Origin of the sequence: Actinomycetospora flava (genome assembly GCF_037400335.1) — a bacterium.
Classification (GTDB): Bacteria; Actinomycetota; Actinomycetes; order Mycobacteriales; family Pseudonocardiaceae; genus Actinomycetospora; species Actinomycetospora flava.
On sequence record NZ_JBBEGM010000003.1, the window covers coordinates 205766 to 228084 of the forward strand.

The 22319-nt window shown below is 74.2% G+C and carries 22 protein-coding genes; 5 read left to right on the top strand and 17 right to left on the bottom strand.

Features of this window, described 5'->3' with window-relative positions:
* Positions 1-22 precede the first annotated feature (22 nt).
* The 4 genes from WCD58_RS10530 to WCD58_RS33630 all read right to left on the bottom strand — a co-directional run bounded on the left by WCD58_RS10530 (position 23) and on the right by WCD58_RS33630 (position 3606).
* Entirely contained in the window at positions 23-1333 is a 1311-nt protein-coding gene (locus WCD58_RS10530) for an LLM class flavin-dependent oxidoreductase (protein ID WP_337702419.1), read from the bottom strand.
* Positions 1334-1339: 6 nt separating this feature from the next.
* Positions 1340-2254 (bottom strand): haloalkane dehalogenase, encoded by a 915-nt coding sequence (locus WCD58_RS10535; RefSeq protein ID WP_337702421.1) that lies wholly within the window; start codon positions 2252-2254, stop codon positions 1340-1342.
* A gap of 14 nt (positions 2255-2268) precedes the next feature.
* The gene (locus WCD58_RS10540; protein ID WP_337702423.1) at positions 2269-3438 is read right to left on the bottom strand and encodes an acyl-CoA dehydrogenase family protein; all 1170 of its coding nucleotides are present in this window, start codon (positions 3436-3438) and stop codon (positions 2269-2271) included.
* Positions 3439-3528: 90 nt separating this feature from the next.
* The gene (locus WCD58_RS33630; RefSeq protein WP_373696210.1) at positions 3529-3606 is read right to left on the bottom strand and encodes a putative leader peptide; all 78 of its coding nucleotides are present in this window, start codon (positions 3604-3606) and stop codon (positions 3529-3531) included.
* 370 nt (positions 3607-3976) lie between these two features.
* On the opposite strand from WCD58_RS33630, the gene WCD58_RS10545 reads away from it, so the two are divergent.
* The gene (locus tag WCD58_RS10545) at positions 3977-5392 is read left to right on the top strand and encodes an HNH endonuclease signature motif containing protein (protein WP_337702425.1); all 1416 of its coding nucleotides are present in this window, start codon (positions 3977-3979) and stop codon (positions 5390-5392) included.
* 48 nt (positions 5393-5440) lie between these two features.
* Complete coding sequence (locus tag WCD58_RS10550; protein ID WP_337702427.1) at positions 5441-6481, top strand: acyl-CoA dehydrogenase family protein; 1041 nt, start codon at positions 5441-5443, stop codon at positions 6479-6481.
* Between the two features lie 35 nt (positions 6482-6516).
* On the opposite strand, the gene WCD58_RS10555 is transcribed toward WCD58_RS10550, so the two are convergent.
* The 7 genes from WCD58_RS10555 to WCD58_RS10585 all read right to left on the bottom strand — a co-directional run bounded on the left by WCD58_RS10555 (position 6517) and on the right by WCD58_RS10585 (position 13428).
* The gene (locus tag WCD58_RS10555; RefSeq protein WP_337702429.1) at positions 6517-7272 is read right to left on the bottom strand and encodes an SDR family NAD(P)-dependent oxidoreductase; all 756 of its coding nucleotides are present in this window, start codon (positions 7270-7272) and stop codon (positions 6517-6519) included.
* Positions 7269-8600 (bottom strand): MFS transporter, encoded by a 1332-nt coding sequence (locus tag WCD58_RS10560; protein WP_337702431.1) that lies wholly within the window; start codon positions 8598-8600, stop codon positions 7269-7271. Before WCD58_RS10560 ends, WCD58_RS10555 begins: the two co-directional genes overlap by 4 nt.
* On the bottom strand, positions 8597-9334 hold the full coding sequence (locus WCD58_RS10565) for an enoyl-CoA hydratase/isomerase family protein (RefSeq protein ID WP_337702433.1): 738 nt from the start codon (positions 9332-9334) through the stop codon (positions 8597-8599). Before WCD58_RS10565 ends, WCD58_RS10560 begins: the two co-directional genes overlap by 4 nt.
* Before the next feature lie 68 nt (positions 9335-9402).
* On the bottom strand, positions 9403-10707 hold the full coding sequence (locus WCD58_RS10570; RefSeq protein ID WP_337702435.1) for an NtaA/DmoA family FMN-dependent monooxygenase: 1305 nt from the start codon (positions 10705-10707) through the stop codon (positions 9403-9405).
* Positions 10704-11861, bottom strand: a complete 1158-nt coding sequence (locus WCD58_RS10575; protein WP_337702437.1) for an LLM class flavin-dependent oxidoreductase — start codon at positions 11859-11861, stop codon at positions 10704-10706. The genes WCD58_RS10570 and WCD58_RS10575 overlap by 4 nt, the downstream gene beginning before the upstream one ends.
* Positions 11858-12517: a cyclase family protein gene (locus WCD58_RS10580; RefSeq protein WP_337702439.1), complete on the bottom strand. Its 660-nt coding sequence runs from the start codon at positions 12515-12517 to the stop codon at positions 11858-11860. Before WCD58_RS10580 ends, WCD58_RS10575 begins: the two co-directional genes overlap by 4 nt.
* Positions 12514-13428 (bottom strand): dihydrodipicolinate synthase family protein, encoded by a 915-nt coding sequence (locus tag WCD58_RS10585; RefSeq protein WP_337702441.1) that lies wholly within the window; start codon positions 13426-13428, stop codon positions 12514-12516. Before WCD58_RS10585 ends, WCD58_RS10580 begins: the two co-directional genes overlap by 4 nt.
* 416 nt (positions 13429-13844) lie before the next feature.
* Between WCD58_RS10585 and WCD58_RS10590 the strand changes: the two genes are divergently transcribed.
* Complete coding sequence (locus WCD58_RS10590; protein ID WP_337702443.1) at positions 13845-14510, top strand: GntR family transcriptional regulator; 666 nt, start codon at positions 13845-13847, stop codon at positions 14508-14510.
* Between the two features lie 45 nt (positions 14511-14555).
* Positions 14556-14894 carry a cupin domain-containing protein gene (locus tag WCD58_RS10595; protein WP_337702445.1) on the top strand — a complete coding sequence of 113 codons (339 nt, stop codon included), beginning with the start codon at positions 14556-14558 and terminating at the stop codon, positions 14892-14894.
* A gap of 4 nt (positions 14895-14898) precedes the next feature.
* Here WCD58_RS10595 and WCD58_RS10600 read toward each other — a convergent pair whose 3' ends face one another.
* The 3 genes from WCD58_RS10600 to WCD58_RS10610 are packed head-to-tail and all read right to left on the bottom strand — an operon-like array spanning position 14899 to position 17686.
* Positions 14899-16008 carry an LLM class flavin-dependent oxidoreductase gene (locus tag WCD58_RS10600; RefSeq protein WP_337702447.1) on the bottom strand — a complete coding sequence of 370 codons (1110 nt, stop codon included), beginning with the start codon at positions 16006-16008 and terminating at the stop codon, positions 14899-14901.
* A complete protein-coding gene (gene thiM / locus WCD58_RS10605) occupies positions 16005-16832 on the bottom strand; it encodes a hydroxyethylthiazole kinase (RefSeq protein WP_337702449.1) in 828 nt (275 codons plus the stop codon). The genes WCD58_RS10600 and thiM overlap by 4 nt, the downstream gene beginning before the upstream one ends.
* Positions 16833-16843: 11 nt before the next feature.
* Positions 16844-17686 (bottom strand): sulfurtransferase, encoded by an 843-nt coding sequence (locus WCD58_RS10610; RefSeq protein WP_337702451.1) that lies wholly within the window; start codon positions 17684-17686, stop codon positions 16844-16846.
* A gap of 59 nt (positions 17687-17745) precedes the next feature.
* Here WCD58_RS10610 and WCD58_RS10615 point away from each other — a divergent pair, with 59 nt between their 5' ends.
* Positions 17746-18384 carry a GntR family transcriptional regulator gene (locus WCD58_RS10615; protein WP_337702453.1) on the top strand — a complete coding sequence of 213 codons (639 nt, stop codon included), beginning with the start codon at positions 17746-17748 and terminating at the stop codon, positions 18382-18384.
* A 21-nt stretch (positions 18385-18405) separates the two neighbouring features.
* Here the strand turns inward: WCD58_RS10615 and WCD58_RS10620 are convergent, their stop codons facing one another.
* The 3 genes from WCD58_RS10620 to WCD58_RS10630 are packed head-to-tail and all read right to left on the bottom strand — an operon-like array spanning position 18406 to position 22315.
* Positions 18406-19602, bottom strand: coding sequence for an acyl-CoA dehydrogenase family protein (locus WCD58_RS10620; protein WP_337702455.1), 1197 nt, complete (start codon positions 19600-19602; stop codon positions 18406-18408).
* A complete protein-coding gene (locus WCD58_RS10625; RefSeq protein WP_337702457.1) occupies positions 19599-21005 on the bottom strand; it encodes an LLM class flavin-dependent oxidoreductase in 1407 nt (468 codons plus the stop codon). Before WCD58_RS10625 ends, WCD58_RS10620 begins: the two co-directional genes overlap by 4 nt.
* Before the next feature lie 11 nt (positions 21006-21016).
* Positions 21017-22315, bottom strand: a complete 1299-nt coding sequence (locus WCD58_RS10630; RefSeq protein ID WP_337702459.1) for an MFS transporter — start codon at positions 22313-22315, stop codon at positions 21017-21019.
* Between the last annotated feature and the right edge of the window lie 4 nt (positions 22316-22319).

Sequence of the window (22319 nt, forward strand, 5' to 3'; positions counted from 1 at the left end):
CCCACCGTAGGCGCGCCGGGGGTCAGCCCGTCGCCGTGTAGCGGTTGGCCGGGCGGGGGAGACCCAGGTTCTCCCGCAGCGTCGTCCCCTCGTACTCCGCCCGGAACAGCCCGCGCTCGCGCAGGATCGGGACGACGGTCTCGACGAACACCTCGAGCCCGCCGGGGAGCCACGGCGGCATGACGTTGAACCCGTCGGCGCCGCCCTCGACGTACCACTCCTGCATCGTGTCCGCGATCTGCTCCGGCGTGCCGGCGACGACCCGGTGCCCGCGCGCCCCGGCGAGGCGGTGCAGCAGCGTGCGCAGCGTCGGCCGCTCGCGCCGGATGATCCCGGCGACGAGCTGGCGACGGCTGCGCTGGTTGTCGCCGATTTCGCCGGCGTCGGCGACGAGGTCGAGCGGTACCGGCTCGTCGAGCGGGATCGTCCCGACGTCGATGCCGACCAGGTCGCGCAGCTGGACCAGCCCGTACTCGACGACGGTGAGCTCGTCGAACTCCTGCTGCAGCTTGCGGGCGTCGTGCTCGGTGCCGGCGATGAACGGGCTGAGCCCCGGCAGGATCTTGATGTGCTCGGGGTCCCGGCCCAGGTCGGCCGCGCGCTTGCGGATGTCCTGGGCGAAGGTCTGCGCGTCCTCGAGGCGCTGCTGCGCGGTGAAGATCGCCTCGGCGTACTTCGCCGCGAAGCCCCGCCCGTGGTTGGACGCCCCGGCCTGCACGAGCACCGGGTGGCCCTGCGGCGGTCGCGGGGTGGTCAGCGCGCCGTCGACCCACCCCGTCAGCCGCGGTGGGTGGATCTTCTCCGGCGCGGCGTACCGGCCGGCGTCGCGGTCCAGCAGGATCGCGTCGTCCTCCCAGCTGTCGAACAGCCGCAGCACCGCGTCGACGTACTCGTCGGCGCGCTCGTAGCGCGACTCCGGGTCCGGGTTGGCGTCGAGCCCGAAGTTGCGCGCGGCCGCCGCGGAGTCCGTGGTGACGATGTTCCATGCCGCCCGGCCGCGCGACAGGTGGTCCAGCGTCGACAGCGACCGGGCGAGCGACCACGGGTACGAGTACGTCGTCGACGCCGTCCCGATCAGCCCGATGTGGTCGGTCGCCGCGGCGATCGTCGCGAGCACCAGCAGCGGGTCGAGGCGCCCGACGGCGTTGTAGGCGACGTTGTCGTCGAGCTTCGGGATGTCCGCGAGGAACACCGCGTCGAACCTCGCCGCCTCCGCGGTGCGGGCCAGATCGGTGTAGAACGCGGCGTCGAACATCCGCTCCGGCGTCGACCCCGGGTAGCGCCAGGACGCCTCGTGGTGCCCCGAGGAGAGGATGAACGCGTTGAGGTGCATGCCCGCTCAGAAGCCGGCGCGGGCGCGGGTGGCGACGACGGCCTCGGCGATCGGCTCCGGCGACTCCTCCTGCACGAAGTGGATGCCGGCGCCGCCGTCGACGACCTCGAGGTTCTTGATCGTCGCCCGGGCCCACTTCAGGACCTCCGGGGTGAGCAGGAAGCCGGGCTCGTAGGTCAGCAGCGTCTTCGGGACGTCGCTGGTGCGCAGCCAGTCGGTGAAGGCGTCGAGGTACGCGACGGTCGAGGCCGGGTCGGCGTCCACCGGGAGCTGCCGCGGGAAGACGATCACCGGCTTGCGTGACTCCGGGGTGGGGAAGGGGCGCAGGTACTCGGCGAGGTCGTCGTCGGCGAGGGGCTTCAGGAAGAAGCCGGGGAACAGCTCGCCGACGAAGCGGTTGTCGTCGAGCACGAACTGCTCCCCGTCGCCCGGGGTGCGCACGAGCGCGCGGGTCGACACGAACGCCTCGGGCAGGGCCTCGGACTCGATCGCGTGGATCACCGGCTCGGCGAGCACGACGGCCCGCACGCGGTCGGGGTGCCGGCTCGCCCAGTGCAGGCCGAAGGCGGCGCCGTAGTCCTGGAGCACGAGGGTGACGTCGGTGAGCTCGAGGGCGTCGAACCAGGCGTCGAGGTGGCGCTGGTGGTCCTCCAGCGAGTAGTCGATGTCGGGCTTGCCGGAGTCGCCGAAGCCGATGAGGTCGACCGCGAGCAGCCGGCCCTGGCCCTCGAGGCGCGAGAACACGTGGCGCCAGAGGAACGAGCTGGTCGGGTTGCCGTGGAGGAAGACGATCGGGTCGCGGTTGCCGTCGTCGCCGGCGAGGGACTCGACGTAGTGGATCGTCGAGCCGAGGACCTCGGCGTCGTGGGCGATCGCGGTGGGGCCGAAGGCGGGGTGCGCCTGGGTCGTGGTGTCGGACATGCGGGTCTCCGTGATCAGAAGTAGGTGTTGTCGGGCAGGTCGGTGCCCAGGACGAGGTGCTCGCCGATGACCCGGCTCTTGAGCGGGTCGGGGTTGTGCGAGGCGAGGGTGCGGACGTTGCGCCAGTGCCGGTCGAGGTTGGCGCCGCGGCGCGTGGCCGAGGCCCCGCCGACGTCGAAGAGCTGCGTCGTGGCCTCGAGGGCGAGCGCGTCGACGACGAGCTTGGCCTGCGCGGCGTCGAGCGCGGCGGCCTCCGCCGAGCCGCCCTCGTCGAGCGCCCGGCCGAGGGTGTCGGCGGCGGCGAGCACGACGTTCTTCGCGGCCTCAGCCTTCGCCGCGATCTCGCCGACGACGGCGAGCAGCACCGGGTCCTCGCGCGGGAGGTCGGTGCCGGCGTGGGTGAAGCTGCGCGAGCGGCTGCGGATCAGGGTGATCGCGTCGTCGCGGGCGTCGAGGGCGATGCCGGCGACGATCGCGGTGAGGTAGAGCTGCAGGAAGGCGCCGACGGGGGAGCGGGGCGGGGGCTCGTCACCCTCCGGGGCGGCGAACACCTCGTCCGGCTCGGCGCGCACGTCGTCGAAGCGGGTCGTCCCGGTGCCGGTGGCGCGCTGGCCGAAGCCGTCCCAGTCGTCGGAGACGGTGACGCCGGCGCGGTCGGTGGGGACGATCGCGTTGATCGGCACCCCGTCGGGCGTGACGCCCCAGACCCAGACGCGCGACGCGTAGAGGGTGCCGGTCGAGTAGGCCTTCTCGCCGGTGATGCGGTAGCCGTCGCCGTCCGGGACGAAGCGGGTGCCGAGGTTGACGAAGTCGCCGGCGTGCGCGCCGGTCGCCTCGGTGACGGCGTTGCCGATGATCTCGCCGCGGGTGACGACGTCGAACCAGGCGTCGGCCCCGGGGACGAGACGCAGGGTCTCCACGACCGCGAAGTGCGCGCGCAGGATCTGGGCGACGTCGGAGTCGGCGCGCCCGATCTCGATCAGCTTCTCGACGAACTCGCGCAGCGTGATCCCGGCGCCGCCGTGCTCGCGGGGGACGCGCAGGGCCGTGACGCCGGCGTCGCGCAGGGCCTCGACCTGCGCGAACGGGCGGATGCCCTCCAGCTCGCGGCGGGCGCGGTCGTCGGCGAGACCGGCGATGACGGCGTCGGGGCTGTGGACAGGGGTGTCCTGGGTGAGTGTCATGTGTCCGTTTCCGGGCAGGGAGGCGCGCGGGGCGACGCGCGGCGGAACGAGACGACCGGGGAGACCGGTCGGGAGATCAGCTCGGGGAGCTCAGACGCGGCGACAGGCCGCGCTGGCGAGACGCCCGAGGTCGACGTGACGGCGACGGGCCAGCCGGCTTCCGCCCACGCGTCACACCTCGTCTCGTGCTCGTGGCCGCGGGTTCCAGATCCTCGCGGCGGCCTGATCCTCGGATGGCGGATCGGAGGGGTCAAGCGGGGGCACGCCGCGTGTGACCGCACTCTCCGGGGGCTTGTGACGTGGCTGCGTCAGGGGTTTCCGACCGAAGGGCACCGTCGGTCGGATAGATGGGCGAGGGGCGCCCTTCGCCGGAACGCTGACCGGGGCAGCGCTCGCGCGAGAGGCGCGGCGCGCATGATCATCAGATCGCTGAGCTGCGAAAAGTGCCGGTCGCGGGGTCGCTGAGGCGGTCCTGACTTCGCGGTTCGCTCTGACGCGGCTGTCGCCGATGGCGCGGTTCTTTGGTAGACTCGAACACATGAGCGAACGGGTGCTCGGGCCGGTGGAGCGGGACGCGCTCGAGCGCGCCCGCCTCGGCGAGATCGCCCGCCGCCGGGAGGCCTACGCCCGTCTCGAGCAGGTCGCCGAGCTCGACCGCGCCCAGGTCGCCGAACTGTCCGGGGACCGCTGCACCCGCCGGCTGCTCGAGACCCTTTGGCGCATCCCCGCCACCGAGGCGAAACGCCTCGTCGGCGAGGCGCGGGACCTGTGCCCCCGCAGCTCGCTGGCCGGCGAGCCGCTACCCCCGCGGCTGCCGGCCACCGCGACGGTGGCGGCGGCCGGGGAGGTCGGGCCGGCGCACGTCGCGATCATCCGCACCACCATGCGACGGCTCGATCGCGTCGACTCCCTCGCGCCCGATCTGTGGGCTGACGCGGAACAGCGGCTGGCCGACGAGGCAACCCGGCTCGGTCCGAAAGGGTTGCAGGCGGTCGCGGACCGGGTGCTGGCCCACCTCGACCCCGACGGCGAAGAGCCGCCGGAGGAGGACGCGGGGCGCGATGACGAACTGTGGTTCGTGCGCCGCCGCAACGGGATGCTGCTGTTCCGGGGGCGGATGTCGGATCCGGTCGACGCCGAGGCGTTCGTCGAGACCATCGACACCCTCGCGACCCCGTGCGGGCCCGACGATCAGCGCGAACTCAAACTGCGGCGCATCGAAGGACTCAAAGAGCTGGTCAACGACGCCACCGGCCCCCACGGCATCGCCACCGACACCCGCCGCGACCCGGGCGAGACCAACGACCCGACCGACCCGACCGACCCGACCGCCGATGACGCGGTCGATGACGCGGTCGATGACACCGCTCGTGACGCGGCCGAGGACGGGTTGATCCCTGCGCCCCGCCGCCCGGAGCCGTCCGGACGGGCACCGGCGCGAGCCCAGCGACCGGGGCGGGCACTGCTGACAATCACGCTCGACCAGCGGTGGCTCACCGACACCCTCACCACCCACGGCCGCCACCGTGGCTACGGACTGCTCGACTCCGACACCCCCGTCCACCCCGCCACCCTGCGCCGCTGGGCCTGCGACGCCGACATCGTCCCCATCGTCCTCGGCCCGAAATCAGAACCCCTCGACGTCGGACGCCTCCAACGCACCGTCACCGACGCCATCCGCCGCGCCCTCAACCTGCGAGACGGCGGCTGCGCCTTCCCCGACTGCACCCGCCGCCCCCGGCGCTGCCACGCCCACCACATCCGCCACTGGCGCGACCACGGCCCCACCCGGATCGACAACCTCGTGCTGCTGTGCAGCTACCACCACCAACTGCTCCACCACGACCACTGGACCGTGAAGATCCTCGACGGCCGGCCCTGGTTCACCCCACCCGACTGGATCGACCCCCACCGACAACCCCGCCTCGGCGGACGACCCCGCGTCCCGACCTGACCGCACGGCCGGAGTTCGGCCGAACGCCTCGCGGGGAAGGCGTGCACCGTGACCGAGGAGATCGACGCCGTGCTCGACCGCGTCGAGCGGCGCGCAGGAGCGCTCGACCGCGGCGAGGACGACGTGCGCCCGGCGCTGCGCGAGCTCGCGGCGTTCGACCTCCTCGCGCTCGGCACCGGCCCGGAGCGCGCCGGCGAGCTCCCGGACGTCGTCTCCCTCGTCGAGGAGCTCGGGGCGCGCTGCCTCGCCACGGCGTTCTCCGTGTGGGCCCATCGCATGGTGATCGACTACCTCGCGCACGCCCCGTACCCGGACCGCGCCGCCGACCTCGCCGCCCTCAGCCGCGCCGAGCGCTTCGGCTCCACCGGCCTCGCGCCGGCGCTACGCGAGCTCGCGGGGTTCGGCGCGGTGCCGCTCGTGGCGCGCCGCGACGGCGACGGGCTGCGGGTCGACGGCCCCGTCAGCTGGGCGTCCAACCTCTTCCCCGGGGCGCTGCTCGTGGTTCCGGTCCAGGTCGGCGACGGCCGCGCGGTCGTCGCGATCGACGTCGACGCCCCGGGCGTCACCGTGCACCCGCCGCCGCGCCTGCTCGCGATGAACGCCACCGCCTCGTCCTCGCTGACGCTCGACGACGTCGCCGTCACCCCGGAGCGCGTGCTCACCGAGGACCTGCCGGCCTTCGTCGGCGCGTGCCGACCCCGGCTGATGCTCGTGCAGTCGGCGTTCTGCCTGGGGCTCGCGCGACGGTCGATCCTCGAGGCCCGCCCGGGCCTCGAGGGCGTCGCCGCGTCGCTCGCGCCGCACGCGCACGAGGTCGGCGTCGCGCTCGACGCCGCCCGGCACGCGCTCCACCGGGTCGCGGCTCGCCCGGACACGGCCGGCCCGAAGGACCACGCCGCCCTGCGTCACGAGGCCGCCCGTCTCGCCGGCGAGGCGACCCGGCTGGAGGCGGCCGTCGTCGGCGGCGCGGGCTACGTCGCCGACAGCCCGACCGCGCGCCGCCTGCGCGAGGCGGCGTTCCTGCCGGTCCAGGCGCCGACCGAGGCGCTGCTGGAGGTGCTCCGCGGCGCCGCCCCACCACGTGCGTGATCTTCTGAGCCATAGCTTAGAAGATCACGCACGTGTCAGCGGTGGATCAGGCCACCGTCGACGTGCAGGGTCTGGCCCGTGACGAAGCCGGCGGCGTCGGAGAGCAGGAAGACCACCGGGCCGGTGATGTCCTCCGGGCCCGCATCGCGGGGCAGCGCCTGCGCCGCCCGCATCGCCGCCTTCTGCTCCGCCGTCACCGTGCCGCGCTCGATCTCGGTGTAGACCGGGCCCGGCGACACCGTGTTGACGCGGATCCCGTCGGCGCCCAGCTCGTGGGCCATCGAGTGGGTCATGCCCGCGACGCCCGCCTTGCTCACCACGTAGTGCAGGTAGCCGGGACGTCCGAGCCAGACGGCGTCGGAGCCGATGTTGACCACGCTCGCCGACCCCGACGCGCGCAGCCCCGGCAGCAGCGCCGCCGTCACCGCCCACGGCCCGCGCACGTTCACCGCGAGGACGTCGTCCCACTCTGCCTGCGGGATCTCCCAGAACGGGCGCATGGTGATCGTCGAGAACAGCGCGGCGTTGTTGACCAGGCCGTCGATGCGCCCGTACGCCTCGATCCACGACGAGGCCACTGCCGCGACCTCGTCGTGGGAGGTGACGTCGACCCGCCGCGCCTCGGCCCGCCCGCCGGCGGTCTCGACCTCGTTGGCCACGGCCTCCCCGCGGTCGGCGTCCCGCTCCGCGATGAGCACCGTCGCCCCGGCCGCCGCGATCGCCAGCGCGTGCGCCCGCCCGATGCCCTGCCCGGCTCCGGTGACCACGACGACGCGGTCCCGCAGTGTCATGACGGCAGCGGCTTCCCGCGCGTCTCCGGGCCCACGATCAGCGAGAACACCAGCCCGAGCACGTAGATCGAGCCGATGGTCAGCGCGGCGACCGTGATGCCCCCGAGCCCGCCGATGATCGCGCCGGAGAGCAGCGCACCCGCGGCGGCGAGGAACCGCGAGGCGTTGAAGACGATCGTGATCGCGCTGCCGCGCACCGCCGTGGGGAACAGCTCGCCGGGATAGGTCGCCATCCAGCCCATCTGGCCGAGGGTGAAGATGCCGTTGACGAACACGGCGGCGATCAGCCAGCCCAGCGAGGAGTAGGACAGGCCGAACAGCACCCAGGTCATGATCAGCGCGCCGGCGTAGTAGCTCCACAGCGTCCAGCGCCGCCCGATCGTGTCCGCGAGCACGCCCCACGCGAGCCAGCCGAGGACGCCGCCGACGTTGTAGGCGAGCAGGATCAGCGTGACGGTGCTCGGGGCGAGGCCCAGCCCGGCGACGATCGTCCGGGCGTACTGCGGGATCCAGCTCGAGACCGCCCACCAGCCCACGAGGCTCGACGTGGAGAGCACGAGCAGCTTGAGCATCCGCGAGCGGTACAGCTTGTCGGCGAAGATCCGGCGGTGGGTGAAGACGGTGAGCTGACGCTCCTCGGCGTCGACGTCCTCGCCGGCCGCGACGCGGGCGACGACGTCGCGGCGGCGCTCGTCCGCCTGCTCCCACAGCGGCGACTCGTGCACCCGGCTGCGCAGGAACAGCAGCAGCAGCGCGGGCACCGCCCCGACCGCGAGCATCCAGCGCCACGTGGTGCCGTCGAGCTGCTCGAGCGCGAAGAACGCGCCGGTGGCGGCGAGGAAGCCGAACCCGAACGCCGACTGCAGCAGCGCGAGGCCCTTGCCGCGCGAGCGGTCCGGCCACGTCTCGGCGACCAGCGCCGAGCCCGGGCCCCACTCGGCGCCCATCCCGAAGCCGGCGATGATGCGCAGGACCAGGAAGACCGCGAAGTTCGGCGAGAGCGCCGACAGCGCGGTCGCCACCGTGTAGAGCACGATCGAGTACATGAGCAGGCGGCGGCGCCCGAAGTAGTCGATGAGCACGCCGGAGGCGAGGCCGCCGAGCGCCCAGGCGATCAGCTGCACGGCGACGATCGTCGCGACGTAGACCGGTGACGAGTTCGGGCCGATGAGGTCGGCGACGACGAAGCTCGAGACCAGCACGATCGCGTAGGTCTCGAACCCGTCCAGTCCCCACCCGAGCCAGGCCGAGGCGAAGGCGCTGCGGCGTTGCCGTCGTGTGGAGGTCGGTGGCGGCGCGGTCGGTGAGGGTGAGCTGGTGGTCGTCATGAGGTGGCTCCCTGGGGACGTTCGATCCAGTCGACGAGGCGGGCGACGGCGTCGGCGCCGGCCTCCGGGGTGGGCTGGGTGTTCCTGTGGGCGCGGCCGAACTCCTTGAGCAGGCGTAGCGCGGAGGCGTCGCGCCCGGCGAGCTCGGCGACGGTGCGGTCGACGACGGCGTCGAGGTCGGGCTCGGCGACGACCCGCGAGACGAGGCCGAGGGTCAGGGCCTCGGCGGCGCCGACGCGGCGGCCGGTGAGCACGAGGTCGTCGGCGACCTTCGGCGTCACGTGCCGGTAGAGGTAGGTCAGCACCACGAGGGGCGGCAGGCCGTGGGCGAGCTCGTCGAACCCGAGGACGGCGGTGTCCGCGGCGATCGCGAGGTCGCTGTGCAGGGCCAGGCCGGTGCCGAAGCCGAGGGCGCGGCCGCGGACGACGGCGACGCTGACGCCGGGGAACGCGGCGAGGGCGGCGTTGGCGCGCAGGATCAGCGAGAGGTTCTCGGTGCGCGTGACGCCGGGGACACGCTCGTGCTTGGCGCGCCCGACGGTGAGGTCGGCGCCCTCTCCGCCGATCACGAGCACCGAGGCACCCGAGTCGCGGGCGGTCTCGAGCGCCTCGACGAACGCGGTCATCGCGGCGTAGGTCAGGGCGTTGCCGTCGTCGGGCCGGTCGATGACGACACGGGCGACGGGGCCGGCGAGCGCCGCGCGCACCGGGGATGCGTCGGGGGGTGCGGACATGGGTGTCCTCCGGGATGGGGTGCGGGGTGGGAGACGAAGCGGAGCGGGAGCTCGACCCGTCGGGGCAGTCAGGCGGGGAGCGGCAGGCCGAGGTGCTCGCGCAGGGTCGTGCCGACGTAGTCGGCGGGGAACCGGCCGCGCTTGCGCAGGCGGGGCACGACCTCGTCGACGACGGCGGCCAGCCCGTCGGGCAGGACGTCGATCATGAGGTTGAAGCCGTCGGCGGCGCCGGCGTCGAGCCAGGTCTCGACGGTGTCGGCGACCCGGTCAGGGGTGCCGACGACCTGCAGGTGCCCGCCGCCGTTCTCGGCCAGCAGCTCGCGCACGGTCAGCCCGCGGCGCACGGCGAGCTCGACGGCGGCGTCGCGGAACCCGTGCGAGCCGCGGAAGCCCTCGTTCGCGCGGATGCGCTCGACCGGCAGCGGGGCGTCGAGCTCGAGCTCGGCGACCGGCACCCCGACCCGCAGCGCGAGCTTGTCCAGTTCCGGCCCGATGCCGCGGGCGCCGTCGAGCGCTGACTTGCGGTGCTGCGCGTCCGCGGCGGTGTCGCCCAGCACCGGCACGAGCCCGGGCAGGACGAGCAGGTGGTCGGGGTCGCGGCCCAGCGCGGCGGCCCGGGCACGGAGGTCCGCGCGGAACGCGACGGCGGCCTCGAGGGTGTTCTGCGCGGTGAAGACGACGTCGGCGTGCCGGGCGGCGAGGTCGCGCCCGGGTCCCGACGACCCGGCCTGGAAGATCACCGGCCGGCCCTGCGGCGAGGGCGGCAGCGTCGCCGGGCCGCGGACGGTGAAGTGCTCGCCGTGGTGCTCGATGGCGTGCACATGGCTGGTGTCGACGTAGCGCCCGGTCTCCTTGTCACCGACCAGCGCCTCCGGCGACCAGCTGCCCCACAGGCCCTTCACGACGTCGAGGAACTCGCCCGCACGGGCGTAGCGCGCCGCGTGGTCGGGCAGCGGGGCGTCGCCGAACTGCGCGGCGGCGCCGGGCACGAACGTCGTCACCGCGTTCCAGCCGGCGCGCCCGCGGCTCATCGCGTCGAGGCTCGCCATCCGGCGGGCGAGGTTGTAGGGCTCGTTGAAGCTGGTCGACGACGTCGCGACCAGCCCGATCCGCTCGGTGGCCGCGGCGAGCGTGGCCAGGACGACGGCCGGGTCGAGCGCGCCGAGCGACGGGCGGGCGTAGCGCTCCTCGGAGCCGTCGAGGGTGTCGGCGAGGAAGAGCGCGTGCAGCCCGCCCGCCTCGGCCAGGCGCGCGTTCTCGAGGTGGTAGTCGGGCCCCAGGTGGTCGAACGGGTCGCCGTCGCGGAACCGCCACGCGCCCTGGTGCATGCCCAGGCCCATGACGGTCGCGGTCAGGACGGCTTCCGACCTCACGGCCGCAGCCCCTTCTTCTCCAGCAGCGGCAGCACCGTCTCGACGAACTGCTCCAGGTCGGGCTCGTAGTCGTAGAAGCCGAGCTGGACGCCGTCGAAGCCCGCGGCGTGCAGGCGCTCGAGCGACTCGGCGACCTTCTCCGGGCCGCCGGTGATCTGCAGATGACCGCCCAGCGCGCGGTCGGCGAGCACGTGCTGCGGCCACGCCTGGCTGTCGCCGCCGGTGTGGCGGGCGTGGTAGTTGACCAGCGAGCCGTGGTCGGCGTGCTCGACGATCCGATCCCGGTACGCCTCGGCCTCCGCGTCGGTCTCGCGGCACACGATCAGCGGGAAGATGATCACCTTGACCTCGCGGCCCTGCGCGCGGGCGGCCCGCTTGATGGTCGCGACGTGCTCGGGCAGCGCGTCGATGGCGCCGTCGAAGTCCGCGCCCGCGGGGCTCGACGTGAACACGATGTCGGCGTGGCGCCCGGCGAACGCGTAGCCGGCGGGCGAGCCGCTGGCGGCCACGAGGATCGGGCGGCCGTAGCGCGGGCGCGGCGAGACGTAGGCCTCGTGGAGCCGGTAGAACGCGCCGTCGTAGGTGAGGTTCGACCGGCCCGCCCACAGGTCTTCCATGATCGAGGTGAACTCGTCGGCCTGCTCGTAGCGGCGGTCGTGGTCGACGCGCTCCATCCCGAACATCCGCGGCTCCTTCTCCGCGTAGCCGGTGACGATGTTGAGCCCGTAGCGCCCGCCCGAGATGTGGTCGGCGGTGGCGGCGAAGCGCGCGAGGTGCAGCGGGTGCCAGTTGCCGTAGAGCACGTGCACCGTGGAGAGCGAGAGGATGCGCGTCGTCGTCGCGGCCAGGGCGACCGTGGAGATGAACGGGTCGAGGAAGTCCTCGCGGTATCCCATCTCGCCGCCGAACCCGCCTTGGGAGACCCACTGCTGCAGGCCGAAGACGAACTCGAAGCCCGCGCTCTCCGCCCGGGCCGTCAGGGCGCGGTTGTACTCGAAGTCCCAGCGGGTGCCGCGCGGCAGCGTCGACTGCGAGAACGCGCCGGTCTGCAGGGGCAGGAAGAGCCCCAGCATCAGCGGCGCCTGCGCGGCCTGCGACAAGGGGCTGGTGGGGTCGTCGAGGGGCCCGGGAACGCGGTCGAGGGGACGGCTCATGACGGGATCTCCTCGGCGACGATCCGGGCCGGGCCGGCGTCGCCGCCGCGCACGGCCAGCGGGAACGCGCGCAGCAACGCGTGGCCGCCGGCGAGCGGGGCGAGGCCGGTGAGGTTCTCGGCGATCAGCACGTCCGCGCCGAGCAGGGTGCGGTGGACGTCGAAGGCGAAGTCCGGTCCGCGGCGGTGCACCGGCAGGTCCGGGGTGATCATGTCGACGCCGACGAAGGGGATGCCGCGCTCGACGACCCAGCGGGCGAGCTCCACCGACAGGCTCGGGTGGTCCCCGTACTCCTCGGAGGTGAAGCGCTCGCCCCAGCCGGTGTGCAGCACGAGGAAGTCGCCGCGCTGCGGCTCGGGGCCGCCGGCGAGGACGTCGTCGACGGTGATCTCCTCGCCGGGCTTGCGGTCGACGGACGCGACGACGGCGCGGCCGTGGAAGCGCTCGAGCGGGATCTCGTCGATGGAGGCGCCGCCGGGCACGGCGTGCGAGGGCGCGTCGACGTGCGTGCCCACGTGCAGCGCGAGGGTGATCGACGAGATGTCCAGGGGCGCGCCGTCGGCCATCGAGGCGATCTGGTGGCGCTCGACCTCGGGCAGGATCGGGATCTTCGGCATGCCCGCCCAGAGCTGGTGGGAGAGGTCGTGCAGGGTCATCGGGACTCCCGGGTGAAGTGGTCGAGCAGGTCCCACTTGGCGAGGTGTGCGGCGAGGTCGGCGCGGGCGGTCTCGTCGAGGCCGTCCCACGGCCACAGGGGGCCGCCGAGCTCGCAGCCCATGAGCGACGCCGCGGCCTTGACCGCGGGCAGGAAGCCGAGCGCGTTCCAGCGGCTCGGGAAGTCGGCGAAGAACAGCGCGTCCGCGGCGGCGGCCTCGTGGTCGCCGCGGCGCACCGCGTCCAGCACCCGGGCGGCGACCGGCAGGCCCGGGGTCGGGAGCATCGCGCCGGCGCCGCCGAGCACCAGCGTCGAGAGCAGCATCTCCATGTTGGTGAAGACGCGAGCGTGCTCGGCGACGCGGGACACGAGCCCGAGCAGCTTCGTCTCGTCGCGCGACGTCTCCTTGAGCCCGGCGACCTGCGGGTGGCTCGCGATCCGGGCGATGGTGTCGACGCTCAGGTCCACGCCCAGGCGCGGGTTGTTGTAGAGCATCACGGGGATCGGGCTGGCGTCCGCGAGCAGCGAGAACCAGCGGTGGGCCTCGTCGCCGGTCGGGGCCGCGCCCCAGGGCTTGGGCGACGCCACGGCCAGCGCGAGCGACGCCCCGCGCTTCGCGGCCTCCTTGGTCAACGAGATCGACTCGGCCAGCGACGGGCTGGAGACGCCGGCGACGACCGGCACGCCCGGCGCCGCCGCGACCACCGTGTCGAGCATCGCCAGCCGCGCCCGGCGCCCGAGGACCTGGAACTCCTGGCTCTCCACGCCCGCGACGCTGATCGCCGACGGCGCGTACCCGGCGATGTGCTCGACCTGCGCGGCGAGGCGGCGCTGGTCGACGCGCACGGAGTCGCCGACGAACGGGGTGAGCGCGGCGACCACGAGGCCGGGCGGCAGGGGGGTGTCGGTCATGCGTGACCTTCCGGGCGTGGGCGCACGGCGACGGGCGTGGTCGCGAGGGACCACGTGTCTGTCGTGCACGGGAGACGACGGCCACGGCCGGGCGCGCGTCAGCGCGGGGGCCGGTGGGCGTCAGGGGGAGGGGTGCCGCGTGGGGGCGGCGGTGGCACCGAGGTCAGGGACGACAGCTGCGGCAGCCGCGGTCACCACGGGTGTCGCGCGGGTGGGAGAGGAGATCGCGCTGGCAGGTCATGCCGGTCCCTCCTCGCCGTCGTCGGTGCTGCGCGTCCGACGGTAGAGACCCGAGGCGCGGTTACGCAAGCACGTGTCGACGAGCGTCTCCACGCGTCGACACGATCTGCGTCACTCCGGAGCCTCCGTCGACACGTGCTCTAGAGTTCCTCCCGATCCGGACCCCGGGAGGACCCATGACCGGCGCCGCCTCGACGTCGAGTGCGGGGGAGACCGCGCACGACCGGCTGCTCGAGGAGCTGACGAGCGGTGCGCTCGCCCCGGGGTCGCCGGTGCTGGAGACGGCGGTCGCCGCGCGGTTCGGGCTGGGCCGCGCGCCCGTGCGCGAGGCGATCGTGCGCCTCGAGGCCGACGGGCTGATCGTGCGGGGGCCGCGCGGGCCGGTGGTGCGGACGCTCACGCCCGGCGAGGTCGTCGACATCTACCAGGCGCGGATCGCGCTGGAGGCCGAGGCGGCGGCGTCGGCGGCGCGGCACCGCTCGAGCCTCGATCTGGCGCGCCTGCAGCACGTGCACGACCAGGCCCGCGACGTCGACGACCCCGACGAGTCCCGCCGGCTGCACGGGCGCTGGCACGCGGTCCTGCGGCGCTCGTGCCGCAACGACACGATCACCGACATGCTCGAGCGGCTCGCCCGCCAGCTCGCCCTGCACGACACCGGCGACATGACCCGTTCGGCGAACCTCGAGTCCACCGACGACGAGCACCAGGTCGTGCTCGACGCGATCGTGGCCGGCGACGAGGACACGGCGCGGAGGGCCCTGCGCGAGCACCTCGAGCGCACCCGCGACGTGCGGATCGCCGCCCTCGTGCGCGACGAGGGTGCCGACGCCGCGAGCTGAGGCGCACGATGGTCGTCCACCACCACGGCACGGACGGGGACGACCATGCTCAAGCTCTCGCTCGACGCCTGCGCCCGCCAGCAGCTCACCGCGGCGCGGAGCAGCACCGCCGGCCGCGCCGCGCACACCGTGGTCGGCGGGCACGGCAACGTCATGCGCCAGACCGTCATCGCGCTGACCGGCGGCCGCGAGCTCGGCGAGCACGAGAACCCCGGCGAGGCGACGCTGGTCGTGCTGCACGGGCGGGTGCGCCTCGTGTCGGAGAAGGACTCGTGGGACGGGCGGCGCGGCGACCTGCTCGTCGTCCCCGACGCCCGCCACCGCCTCGAGGCCGTGGAGGACGCGGTCGTCCTGCTCACGGTGGCGAAGCTCGGCGCCAAGTAGGGCCTCAGTCGAGCGCGTCGAAGCGCGGGATCAGGTGCTCCGCGACGTGCTCGGCCTCCTCGGTCAGCGGCCACCCCGCGAGGATCAGCGCGCTCAGTCCCGTCGCCCGGCGGACCTCGGCGACGTGGCCGGTGATCTCGTCGGGCGTGCCGACGTAGTACACCGCCGACGACCCGGTGGCGAAGATGTCGAGCGGGGACCAGGCGGTGATCCCGGCGTGCAGCCCGTTCCCGAGCTCGAGGTCGGCGGGCTCGGGCAGGCGCCCGGCGAGGATCCCGTCGACCCAGCCCTGCCGCTGCGCGTCCCGGGCGGTGAAGGTCCGCAGGTCCTGCGCGCCGTGGGTGCGGCGGCGGACGGCGGCGTCGAGGACCTCGGCGATGCGCTCGACGCCGGCCTCGACGAACAGCGACCGGAACCGCTCCCGCGCCTCCTCGCGCCGGGGCCGCACGATCGCCCCGGCGAGTGCGCCGAACTCGGTGAGCTCACGGCCGTGCTCGGCGGCCGATCCCCGGGCGGCGTCGAATTTCGCGGCCAGGTGCTCGGGCGGGCGCATCATCGTCAGGTACGCGTCGAGCACGCGGCCGGAGTTGTCGAGCCCGGCCTCGGAATCGCCTGCACCCCACAGTGGCACCCCGCCGTCCTGCACGGGCTCCATCCGCAGCGGGGTGTTGGGGAAGTTCGAGTCCGCGCCCTCGCGGTAGCGCTCGCGGAACTCCTGCCAGTAGTCGCGGCCGAGCTCGTAGCGGGCGTCGTGCTCGGTGTCCATCCCGTAGCGGGTGAGGATGTTGTCGCGGCCGTTGACGACGTTGATCAGCAGGCGACCGCCGCTCCACGCGTCGAACGCGAGCGCCTTCTCCGCCAGCAGCCGCGCCGGGATCATCCGCGCGTAGACCGCGACCAGGAACCGCATCGACGTCGTGTGCGCCGCGGCGAAGCTCGCCGAGACGAAGGGGTCGTTCGGCCACGTCGCCACGAGGGCGCCGTGGAAGCCGGAGCGGTCGATGGTGCGCGCGAGCTCCAGGTAGCGCTTGGGCTCGACCGGGTAGAGCCCGCCCGGGCTCCAGGGGTACTCGCCGTCCGCGGGGGTGAGGTACCAGAGGGTCTTGACGCTCATGCCGCTCCGGGCGTGACGCGGCCCTGCGCGCGGATCGCGTCCGGGTCGACAGCGGCGAGGGCGTCGAGGAAGGCGGGGACGAAGGTGCCGGGCCCGTGCGAGACCTTCTCGGCGACCTCGGCGGCCACCGCGAAGTGGATGTGCGCGGCGACGAGCCCGGTGAGCGCGTCCGGGGCGACGGCGAGGTAGGCCGCGGACAGCGCGCCCAGCGAGCAGCCGGTGGCCGTCACCTTCGGCAGCAGGGCGCTGCCGCCGTGGACGCGCACGGTGGCCACGTCACCGTCGGCCGTGCGCCCGGTGATGTAGTCGGTCGGGCCGGACGCGGAGACCGCCTCGCTGACCTCGAGCAGGGCGACCGCGGCCTTCACGGAGTCGGCCGCGTCGGCGCCGCCGCTGTCGACCCCGCGCCCGTCGCCGCCCAGGCCGGCGGTCGCGGTGATCTCCGAGGCGTTGCCGCGGATCGCGGTGGGGCGGTGCTCGAGCAGGCCGGCGGCGAGGTCGGTGCGCCACGGCAGGCCGCCGACGCCGACCGGGTCGAGCACCCAGGGTGTGCCCGCCTCGCCCGCGGCGCGCGCGGCGAGGGTGAACGCCTCGGCCTGCCCGTCGTTCGGCGTCCCCAGGTTGATCAGCACCGCGTCGGCGATCCGGGCGAAGCCGTCGGCCTCGTGCGGGTTGTCGATGACAGCGTTGGTCGCGCCCGCGGCCAGCAGCACGTTGGTGAGGAAGTTCGCCGAGACGATGTTGGTCAGGGACTGCACCAGCGGGGTGCGCGCGCGCAGGGCGTCGAGCGCGTCGGCGGAGGAGGCGACGTCGGGCAGCGGCATGACGGGTTCCTTCACGGTCCGGGAGAGGTGACGAGGGGGAGTGCGGGGTCGGCGGCCCACTCCTCGAGCGAGCCGTCGTAGACCTCGACGTGCCGGTGGCCGGCGAGGGTGAGCCCGAGAGCGGTGAGGCAGGCGGAGATGCCGCCGCCGCAGTAGACGACGAGCGGGTCGGCGGCGTCGGCGAGCGCGGCGGGACGGACCGCCCGCTCCGGCGTGAGCAGGGACGCCGCCGGGAGGTTGCGGCTGCCGGGGATGTGCCCGCGCCGGGCGTAGCGGCTGGGCACGGTGCCGGCGAACTGCTCGGGCGTCAGCGCGCAGACCAGCGTGCCGGGACGCTCGCCGGCGCTCACGGCGGCGACCTCGTCGCGGTCGGCCCAGCCGTCGTAGGGCTCGCCCACCGGGGGCGGGGCGCCCGGCGTGGGTGCGGTGCCGGCGTCGCCCTCCTCGACGGGGTGCCCGCCGGCCACCCAGGCCGCGAGGCCCCCGTCGAGCACCCGGCTCGCGACGCCGGCGCAGCGCAGCACCCACCAGGCGCGCGCCGCCCACTGCATGCGGCCCTCGTCGTAGAGCACGATGCGCCGGTCGCCGACGCCGAGGCGGGCGAGGCCCGCGAGCAGCTCGGCGCGGGACGGGTGGGCGAAGTGGTGGGCGCCCGCAGGGTCGACGAGCTCGGTCAGCAGGTCGACGTGCCGCGAGCCGGGGACGTGCCGGCGCTCCCAGCCGCCGCGCCCGGAGGCGACGCGGTAGTCGCCGTCGAAACGGGCGGGCCCGAGGTCGACGGTGACGTCGAGGACGACCACCTCGTCCTGTGACGCCGCCAGCTCCGCCGGGGTGACCAGCACCTGCTCGCGCACTTCCCCTGCCTCCCGAGGTTGCCGTACCCGCGTGTATACACGAGGGTACGCTCAGCGGCATGGACGATGCGCCCCGTCGCCAGGACCGCACCACGACCTTCTACCGGCAGCTGCGCGAGGACGTCCTCGCCGGCGCGTTCCCGGTCGGGTCGGTCCTGCTCGAGACGACGCTCGCCGAGCGATACGGCGGGTCGCGCACGCCGATCCGGGAGGCGCTGAACCTCCTCGAGCACGACGGCCTGCTCGAGCGCGCCGCGCGGGGCTACCGCGTGCGCTCCGGGACGCCCGAGGACGTCGTCGAGATCTACGAGGCCCGGCTCGCGCTCGAGTCCGAGGCGGCGGGGGCCGCGGCGCGCCGGTCGACCGACCTGGATCTCACCCGCCTCGCGCACCTGCACGAGCGATGTCGCCACGGCGAGAGCGACACCGAGCGCCGCGCCGACAACTTCCGCTTCCACGAGGCCCTCTGGCGCGCCGGCCACAACGCCACGATCACCGGCATCCTGACCAGGCTCACCGCGCAGCTGCGCATCTACGACAGCGGGCCGCCCGCCGCGTACGGCGACCTCGACGTGCTCGACGCCGAGCACGACGACATCCTCACCGCCCTGCGCGACCACGACCCCGACGCCGCCAGCACCGCCATGCGCGCCCACCTCCGGCGCAGCCTGGACCAGCGGATCCGCGCGACCCTCTAGCCCCTTCGCTCACACAACGCCTCAGAAGTACCCGTTGACCGGCAACGGATCGCCGCTGACGAGGTGCCGGCCGATGGCGGCGGCCTTGTAGCTCGCCGGGTTGTGCAGCGTGATCGTGCGGATGCTGCGCCAGTGCCGGTCGAGGTTGCGGGCGCGGCTGGATGCCGACGCGCCGCCGACGTCGAACAGTGCCGTCGCCGCCTCGGGCCCGATCCGGTCCAGGTGCACCTTCACCGAGGTGTGCGCCAGCGACGCCGCGAGCAGCAGGTCGTCGGTCGGCTCGCCCTTCTCCCACGCCTCCATGACCGCGTCGATCGTGTCGGCCGCCGTGAGCACCGCCGACTCCGCGATCCACGCCGTCGCCGACAGCCGGCCCACGGTCTCCTGCAGGATCGGGTCGTCGACGGCCTGCGGCGCGGGCGCGTGCTCGAACGTCCGGCTGCGCGAGCGGACGACCCCGGCCGCGTCCGCGGCGACGTTGCGCAGGATCCCCGCCACCAGCGCGTGCAGGTAGAGCTGCAGGAACGCGACGTCACCGGGTGGACGGGGCTCGAGCCGGGGCCGCGAGCCCAGGACGTCGGCGGGGTCGACCGCGACGTCGGTGAACGCCGTCGTCCCGGTGCCCGTGCGGCCCTGGCCCATGCCGTCCCAGTCGTCGACGACGTCCACGCCGGCGCGGTCGGCGGGCACCATCACCGTCGCGACCCGGTCGCCGGGCACCCGCGCGGCGACCGCGATCCAGTCCGCGTAGAGCGTCCCGGTGCTGTAGTACTTCGTGCCGTTGAGCACCAGTCGGCCGTCGACCTCGTCGAGCCGGGTGTCGAACTCGTGCCCGCCCGCCGCGGACGGCCCGGTCTCGCTGATCGCGTTCCCGAAGACCTTGCCCGCGCGGATCTCGTCGACCCAGCGCCGGCGCACGTCCGGGTCGGGCTGGCGCAGGAACCCGAGCACCTGGCTGTAGTGGGTGCGCAGGACGTGGGCGACGATCGGGTCGGCCGCGGCGAGGTCGACGACGAACGCCAGCACCTCGCGCACCGGGGCACCGCGCCCGCCCTCGTCGACGGGCAGCGACAGCGCGCCCAGCCCGGCCCGGGCGATCGCGGCGACCTCGTCGAACGGCGAGACGTCGCGCCGCTCCCGCTCCGCGGCGCCCGCGGCGATCTCCGCGAGCAGCGCGGCGACCTCGGGCTCGGCGGCGGTCCGCGAGGCGGGGCTCATGAGACCCGGGAGGCGCGCAGCGTCCCCGCCGGATGGCTCGCGTCGGCCCGGGGGCCCTTGCCGCCGAGGACCTCGCGCAGCGTCCCGGTCGGCGGCGTCTCCGGCATCCGCCCGCGGCGGCGCAGCTCGGGCACGACGAGCTCCGCGACCTGCTCGAACGTGCCCGGCGTGACCGCGTAGGCGAGGTTGAAGCCGTCGGCGCCGGTCTCGTCGATCCAGCGCTCCATCTCGTCGGCGACCTCGGTCGGCGAGCCCACCGCGACCGGGCCGCGTCCGCCGACCGCGAGGTGCGCGGCGATCTCGTCGATCGTCCACTCCCGGTCCGGGTCGTCGGTGGTGAACGAGGCGAGGGCGGTCTGCCCCGCGTCGGTGTGGACGTGGCGCAGCGGCTCGTCGGGCGGCACGTCGGACAGGTCGAGCCCGGTCCAGCCGCCGAACAGCGCCATCGCGCCCTCGCGGGAGGCGGCGGCGAGGTAGGACCCGTAGAGCTCGTGCGCCTCGGACGACGTCGGCGCCACCACCGGCGCCAGCTGCACGAAGATCGTCACCGACTCCGGGTCACGGCCCGCCTCGGCGACCGCCGCTCGGATACCGGCCACCGACTTCGCGACCACCGCGGTCGACGGCCCCGACACGAACACCGCCTCGGCGTGCTTGCCGGCGAACGCCTTGCCCCGCGACGAGGCGCCCGCCTGGAAGATCGCCGGGGTGCGCTGCGGCGAGGGCTCGCACAGGAACGGGCCGGGCACGTCGAACCACGTGCCGTGGTGGGCGACGTCGTGCACCTTCGCGGGGTCGGTGTAGACGCCCGTCTCGGCGTCGCGGACCACGGCGTCCTCGTCCCAGGAGGTCTCCCAGAGCTTGTAGCAGACCTCGAGGTACTCCTCCGCCATCGCGTAGCGCTCGTCGTGCGGCAGTATCTGGCCAGCTCCGCTGCGCTGCGTGGCAAGACGCTCGCCGAGCCCCAGGTTCGCCGCGGCGCTCGACAGATAGCCGGTGACGACGTTCCACGCCACGCGGCCCTTGGTGATGTGGTCGAGCGTGGTGAACCGGCGGGCCAGCGCGTAGGGGTGCTCGTAGCTCACCGACACCGTCACCCCGAAGCCCAGCCGCGACGTCGCCGCGGCCAGCGCGGGCACGAGCAGCATCGGGTCGCCCAGCGGGACCTGCGCCCCGGCGCGCACGGCGGCGTCGCGCGAGCCGCCGTACACGTCGTAGATCCCCAGCACGTCGGCCAGGAACAGCGCGTCGAACCCCGCGTCCTCCAGCGTGCGCGCGAGCCCGATCCAGTGGTCGAGATCGGTGTAGCGGAAACCCTGGTCGTCGGGGTGGCGCCACAGGCCCGCCGACTGGTGGCCGGCGCAGTTCATGGCGAACGCGTTCAGATGGATACGGCGGGGCACGGCGTCCCTTCCTACACGGAGTCGTCGAACGCCGTCTCCCGGGCGAACACGGCCGAGAGGATCGTCAGCACGGACACGCCCGCGAAGATCACCACGACGAGCCAGAACGACCCGGTGGCGCCGACGACGGCCGCGGCCACGAGCGGCGCGAAGCCGCCGGCGATCACCGAGCCGATCCCGTAGCCCAGGGACGCGCCGCTGTAGCGCACCCGCACGTCGAACAGCTCCGCGAACCACGCCGCCTGCGGCCCGTACATCGCGTCGTGGGTGACGTTGATCGCGAGCACCACGGCCAGCACGACCAGCCACGTCGACCCGGTGCCGACGGCGAGGAAGAACAGCAGCAGGGTCACCGTGCCGCCGACCGCGCCGAGCAGGTACGGGATCCGCCGTCCGATGCGGTCGGACAGGATCGCCCACAGCGGGGTGGTGGCCAGGCCCAGCGCCGACGAGATCACCACGGCGATCAGGCCGGCGCTGCTGCTGCGGCCGATCTCGCTCGCGATGTAGGTCAGGCCGTACGTCGTGATCAGCACGAACAGCGCGATCTGCGAGAGCCGCAGGCCGGTGGTCAGCAGCACCTCTCGGGGCGCGGCGCGGAACACCTCGACCACGGGCAGCCGCGAGACCTTGCCCTGCTCGCGCAGCGCGGTGAACTCCGGCGCGTCGGAGATGCGCAGGCGGATCACCAGCCCGACGATCACGAGCACGGCGCTGGCGAGGAACGGCAGGCGCCACCAGAAGTCGACGAACGCCTCGTCGCCGACGGCCGTGCGCACCAGGAAGAACAGCCCGGTGGCGAGCAGCATCCCGGCGGGCGAGCCGAGCTGGGTGAAGCTGCCGAAGAACCCGCGCCGGCGCGGCGGGGCGTGCTCGACGGCGAGGATCGCGGCGCCCGCCCACTCGCCGCCGACGGCGAGCCCCTGGAGGATCCGCAGCACCACGAGCAGCACCGGGGCGGCGACGCCGATCGTCGCGAACGACGGGAGCAGGCCGATGAGCGTGGTCGCCGTGCCCATGAGCACGAGCGCGCCGACCAGCACCGTGCGCCGCCCGAGGCGGTCGCCGAGGTGCCCCGCGATGACGGCGCCGATCGGCCGCGCGCCGAACCCGGCCGCGTAGGTCGCGAACGCGGCCAGCGTGCCGGCGGTGGGGCTGATCGAGGGGAAGAAGAGCTGGTTGAACACCAGCGCGGTCGCGGTGGCGTAGAGGTAGAAGTCGTACCACTCGATGGTGGTGCCGATGGCGCTGGCCAGCGCGACGCGACGCGGGGTGCGCGCCGGGGCAGCGGTGGGCGTGCTGGTGCTCACGAGG

What these genes read in the sequence shown, in the direction of transcription:
- WCD58_RS10560 (WP_337702431.1), bottom strand. Translation starts at nt 8,600, where the DNA reads ATGACGACCACCAGCTCACCCTCACCGACCGCGCCGCCACCGACCTCC.
- WCD58_RS10540 (WP_337702423.1), bottom strand. Translation starts at nt 3,438, where the DNA reads ATGACACTCACCCAGGACACCCCTGTCCACAGCCCCGACGCCGTCATC.
- WCD58_RS10565 (WP_337702433.1), bottom strand. Translation starts at nt 9,334, where the DNA reads ATGTCCGCACCCCCCGACGCATCCCCGGTGCGCGCGGCGCTCGCCGGC.
- WCD58_RS10555 (WP_337702429.1), bottom strand. Translation starts at nt 7,272, where the DNA reads ATGACACTGCGGGACCGCGTCGTCGTGGTCACCGGAGCCGGGCAGGGC.
- WCD58_RS10590 (WP_337702443.1), top strand. Translation starts at nt 13,845, where the DNA reads ATGACCGGCGCCGCCTCGACGTCGAGTGCGGGGGAGACCGCGCACGAC.
- WCD58_RS10545 (WP_337702425.1), top strand. Translation starts at nt 3,977, where the DNA reads ATGAGCGAACGGGTGCTCGGGCCGGTGGAGCGGGACGCGCTCGAGCGC.
- WCD58_RS10530 (WP_337702419.1), bottom strand. Translation starts at nt 1,333, where the DNA reads ATGCACCTCAACGCGTTCATCCTCTCCTCGGGGCACCACGAGGCGTCC.
- WCD58_RS10580 (WP_337702439.1), bottom strand. Translation starts at nt 12,517, where the DNA reads ATGACCCTGCACGACCTCTCCCACCAGCTCTGGGCGGGCATGCCGAAG.
- WCD58_RS10615 (WP_337702453.1), top strand. Translation starts at nt 17,746, where the DNA reads ATGGACGATGCGCCCCGTCGCCAGGACCGCACCACGACCTTCTACCGG.
- WCD58_RS10535 (WP_337702421.1), bottom strand. Translation starts at nt 2,254, where the DNA reads ATGTCCGACACCACGACCCAGGCGCACCCCGCCTTCGGCCCCACCGCG.
- WCD58_RS10620 (WP_337702455.1), bottom strand. Translation starts at nt 19,602, where the DNA reads ATGAGCCCCGCCTCGCGGACCGCCGCCGAGCCCGAGGTCGCCGCGCTG.
- WCD58_RS10585 (WP_337702441.1), bottom strand. Translation starts at nt 13,428, where the DNA reads ATGACCGACACCCCCCTGCCGCCCGGCCTCGTGGTCGCCGCGCTCACC.
- WCD58_RS10600 (WP_337702447.1), bottom strand. Translation starts at nt 16,008, where the DNA reads ATGAGCGTCAAGACCCTCTGGTACCTCACCCCCGCGGACGGCGAGTAC.
- thiM (WP_337702449.1), bottom strand. Translation starts at nt 16,832, where the DNA reads ATGCCGCTGCCCGACGTCGCCTCCTCCGCCGACGCGCTCGACGCCCTG.
- WCD58_RS10575 (WP_337702437.1), bottom strand. Translation starts at nt 11,861, where the DNA reads ATGAGCCGTCCCCTCGACCGCGTTCCCGGGCCCCTCGACGACCCCACC.
- WCD58_RS10595 (WP_337702445.1), top strand. Translation starts at nt 14,556, where the DNA reads ATGCTCAAGCTCTCGCTCGACGCCTGCGCCCGCCAGCAGCTCACCGCG.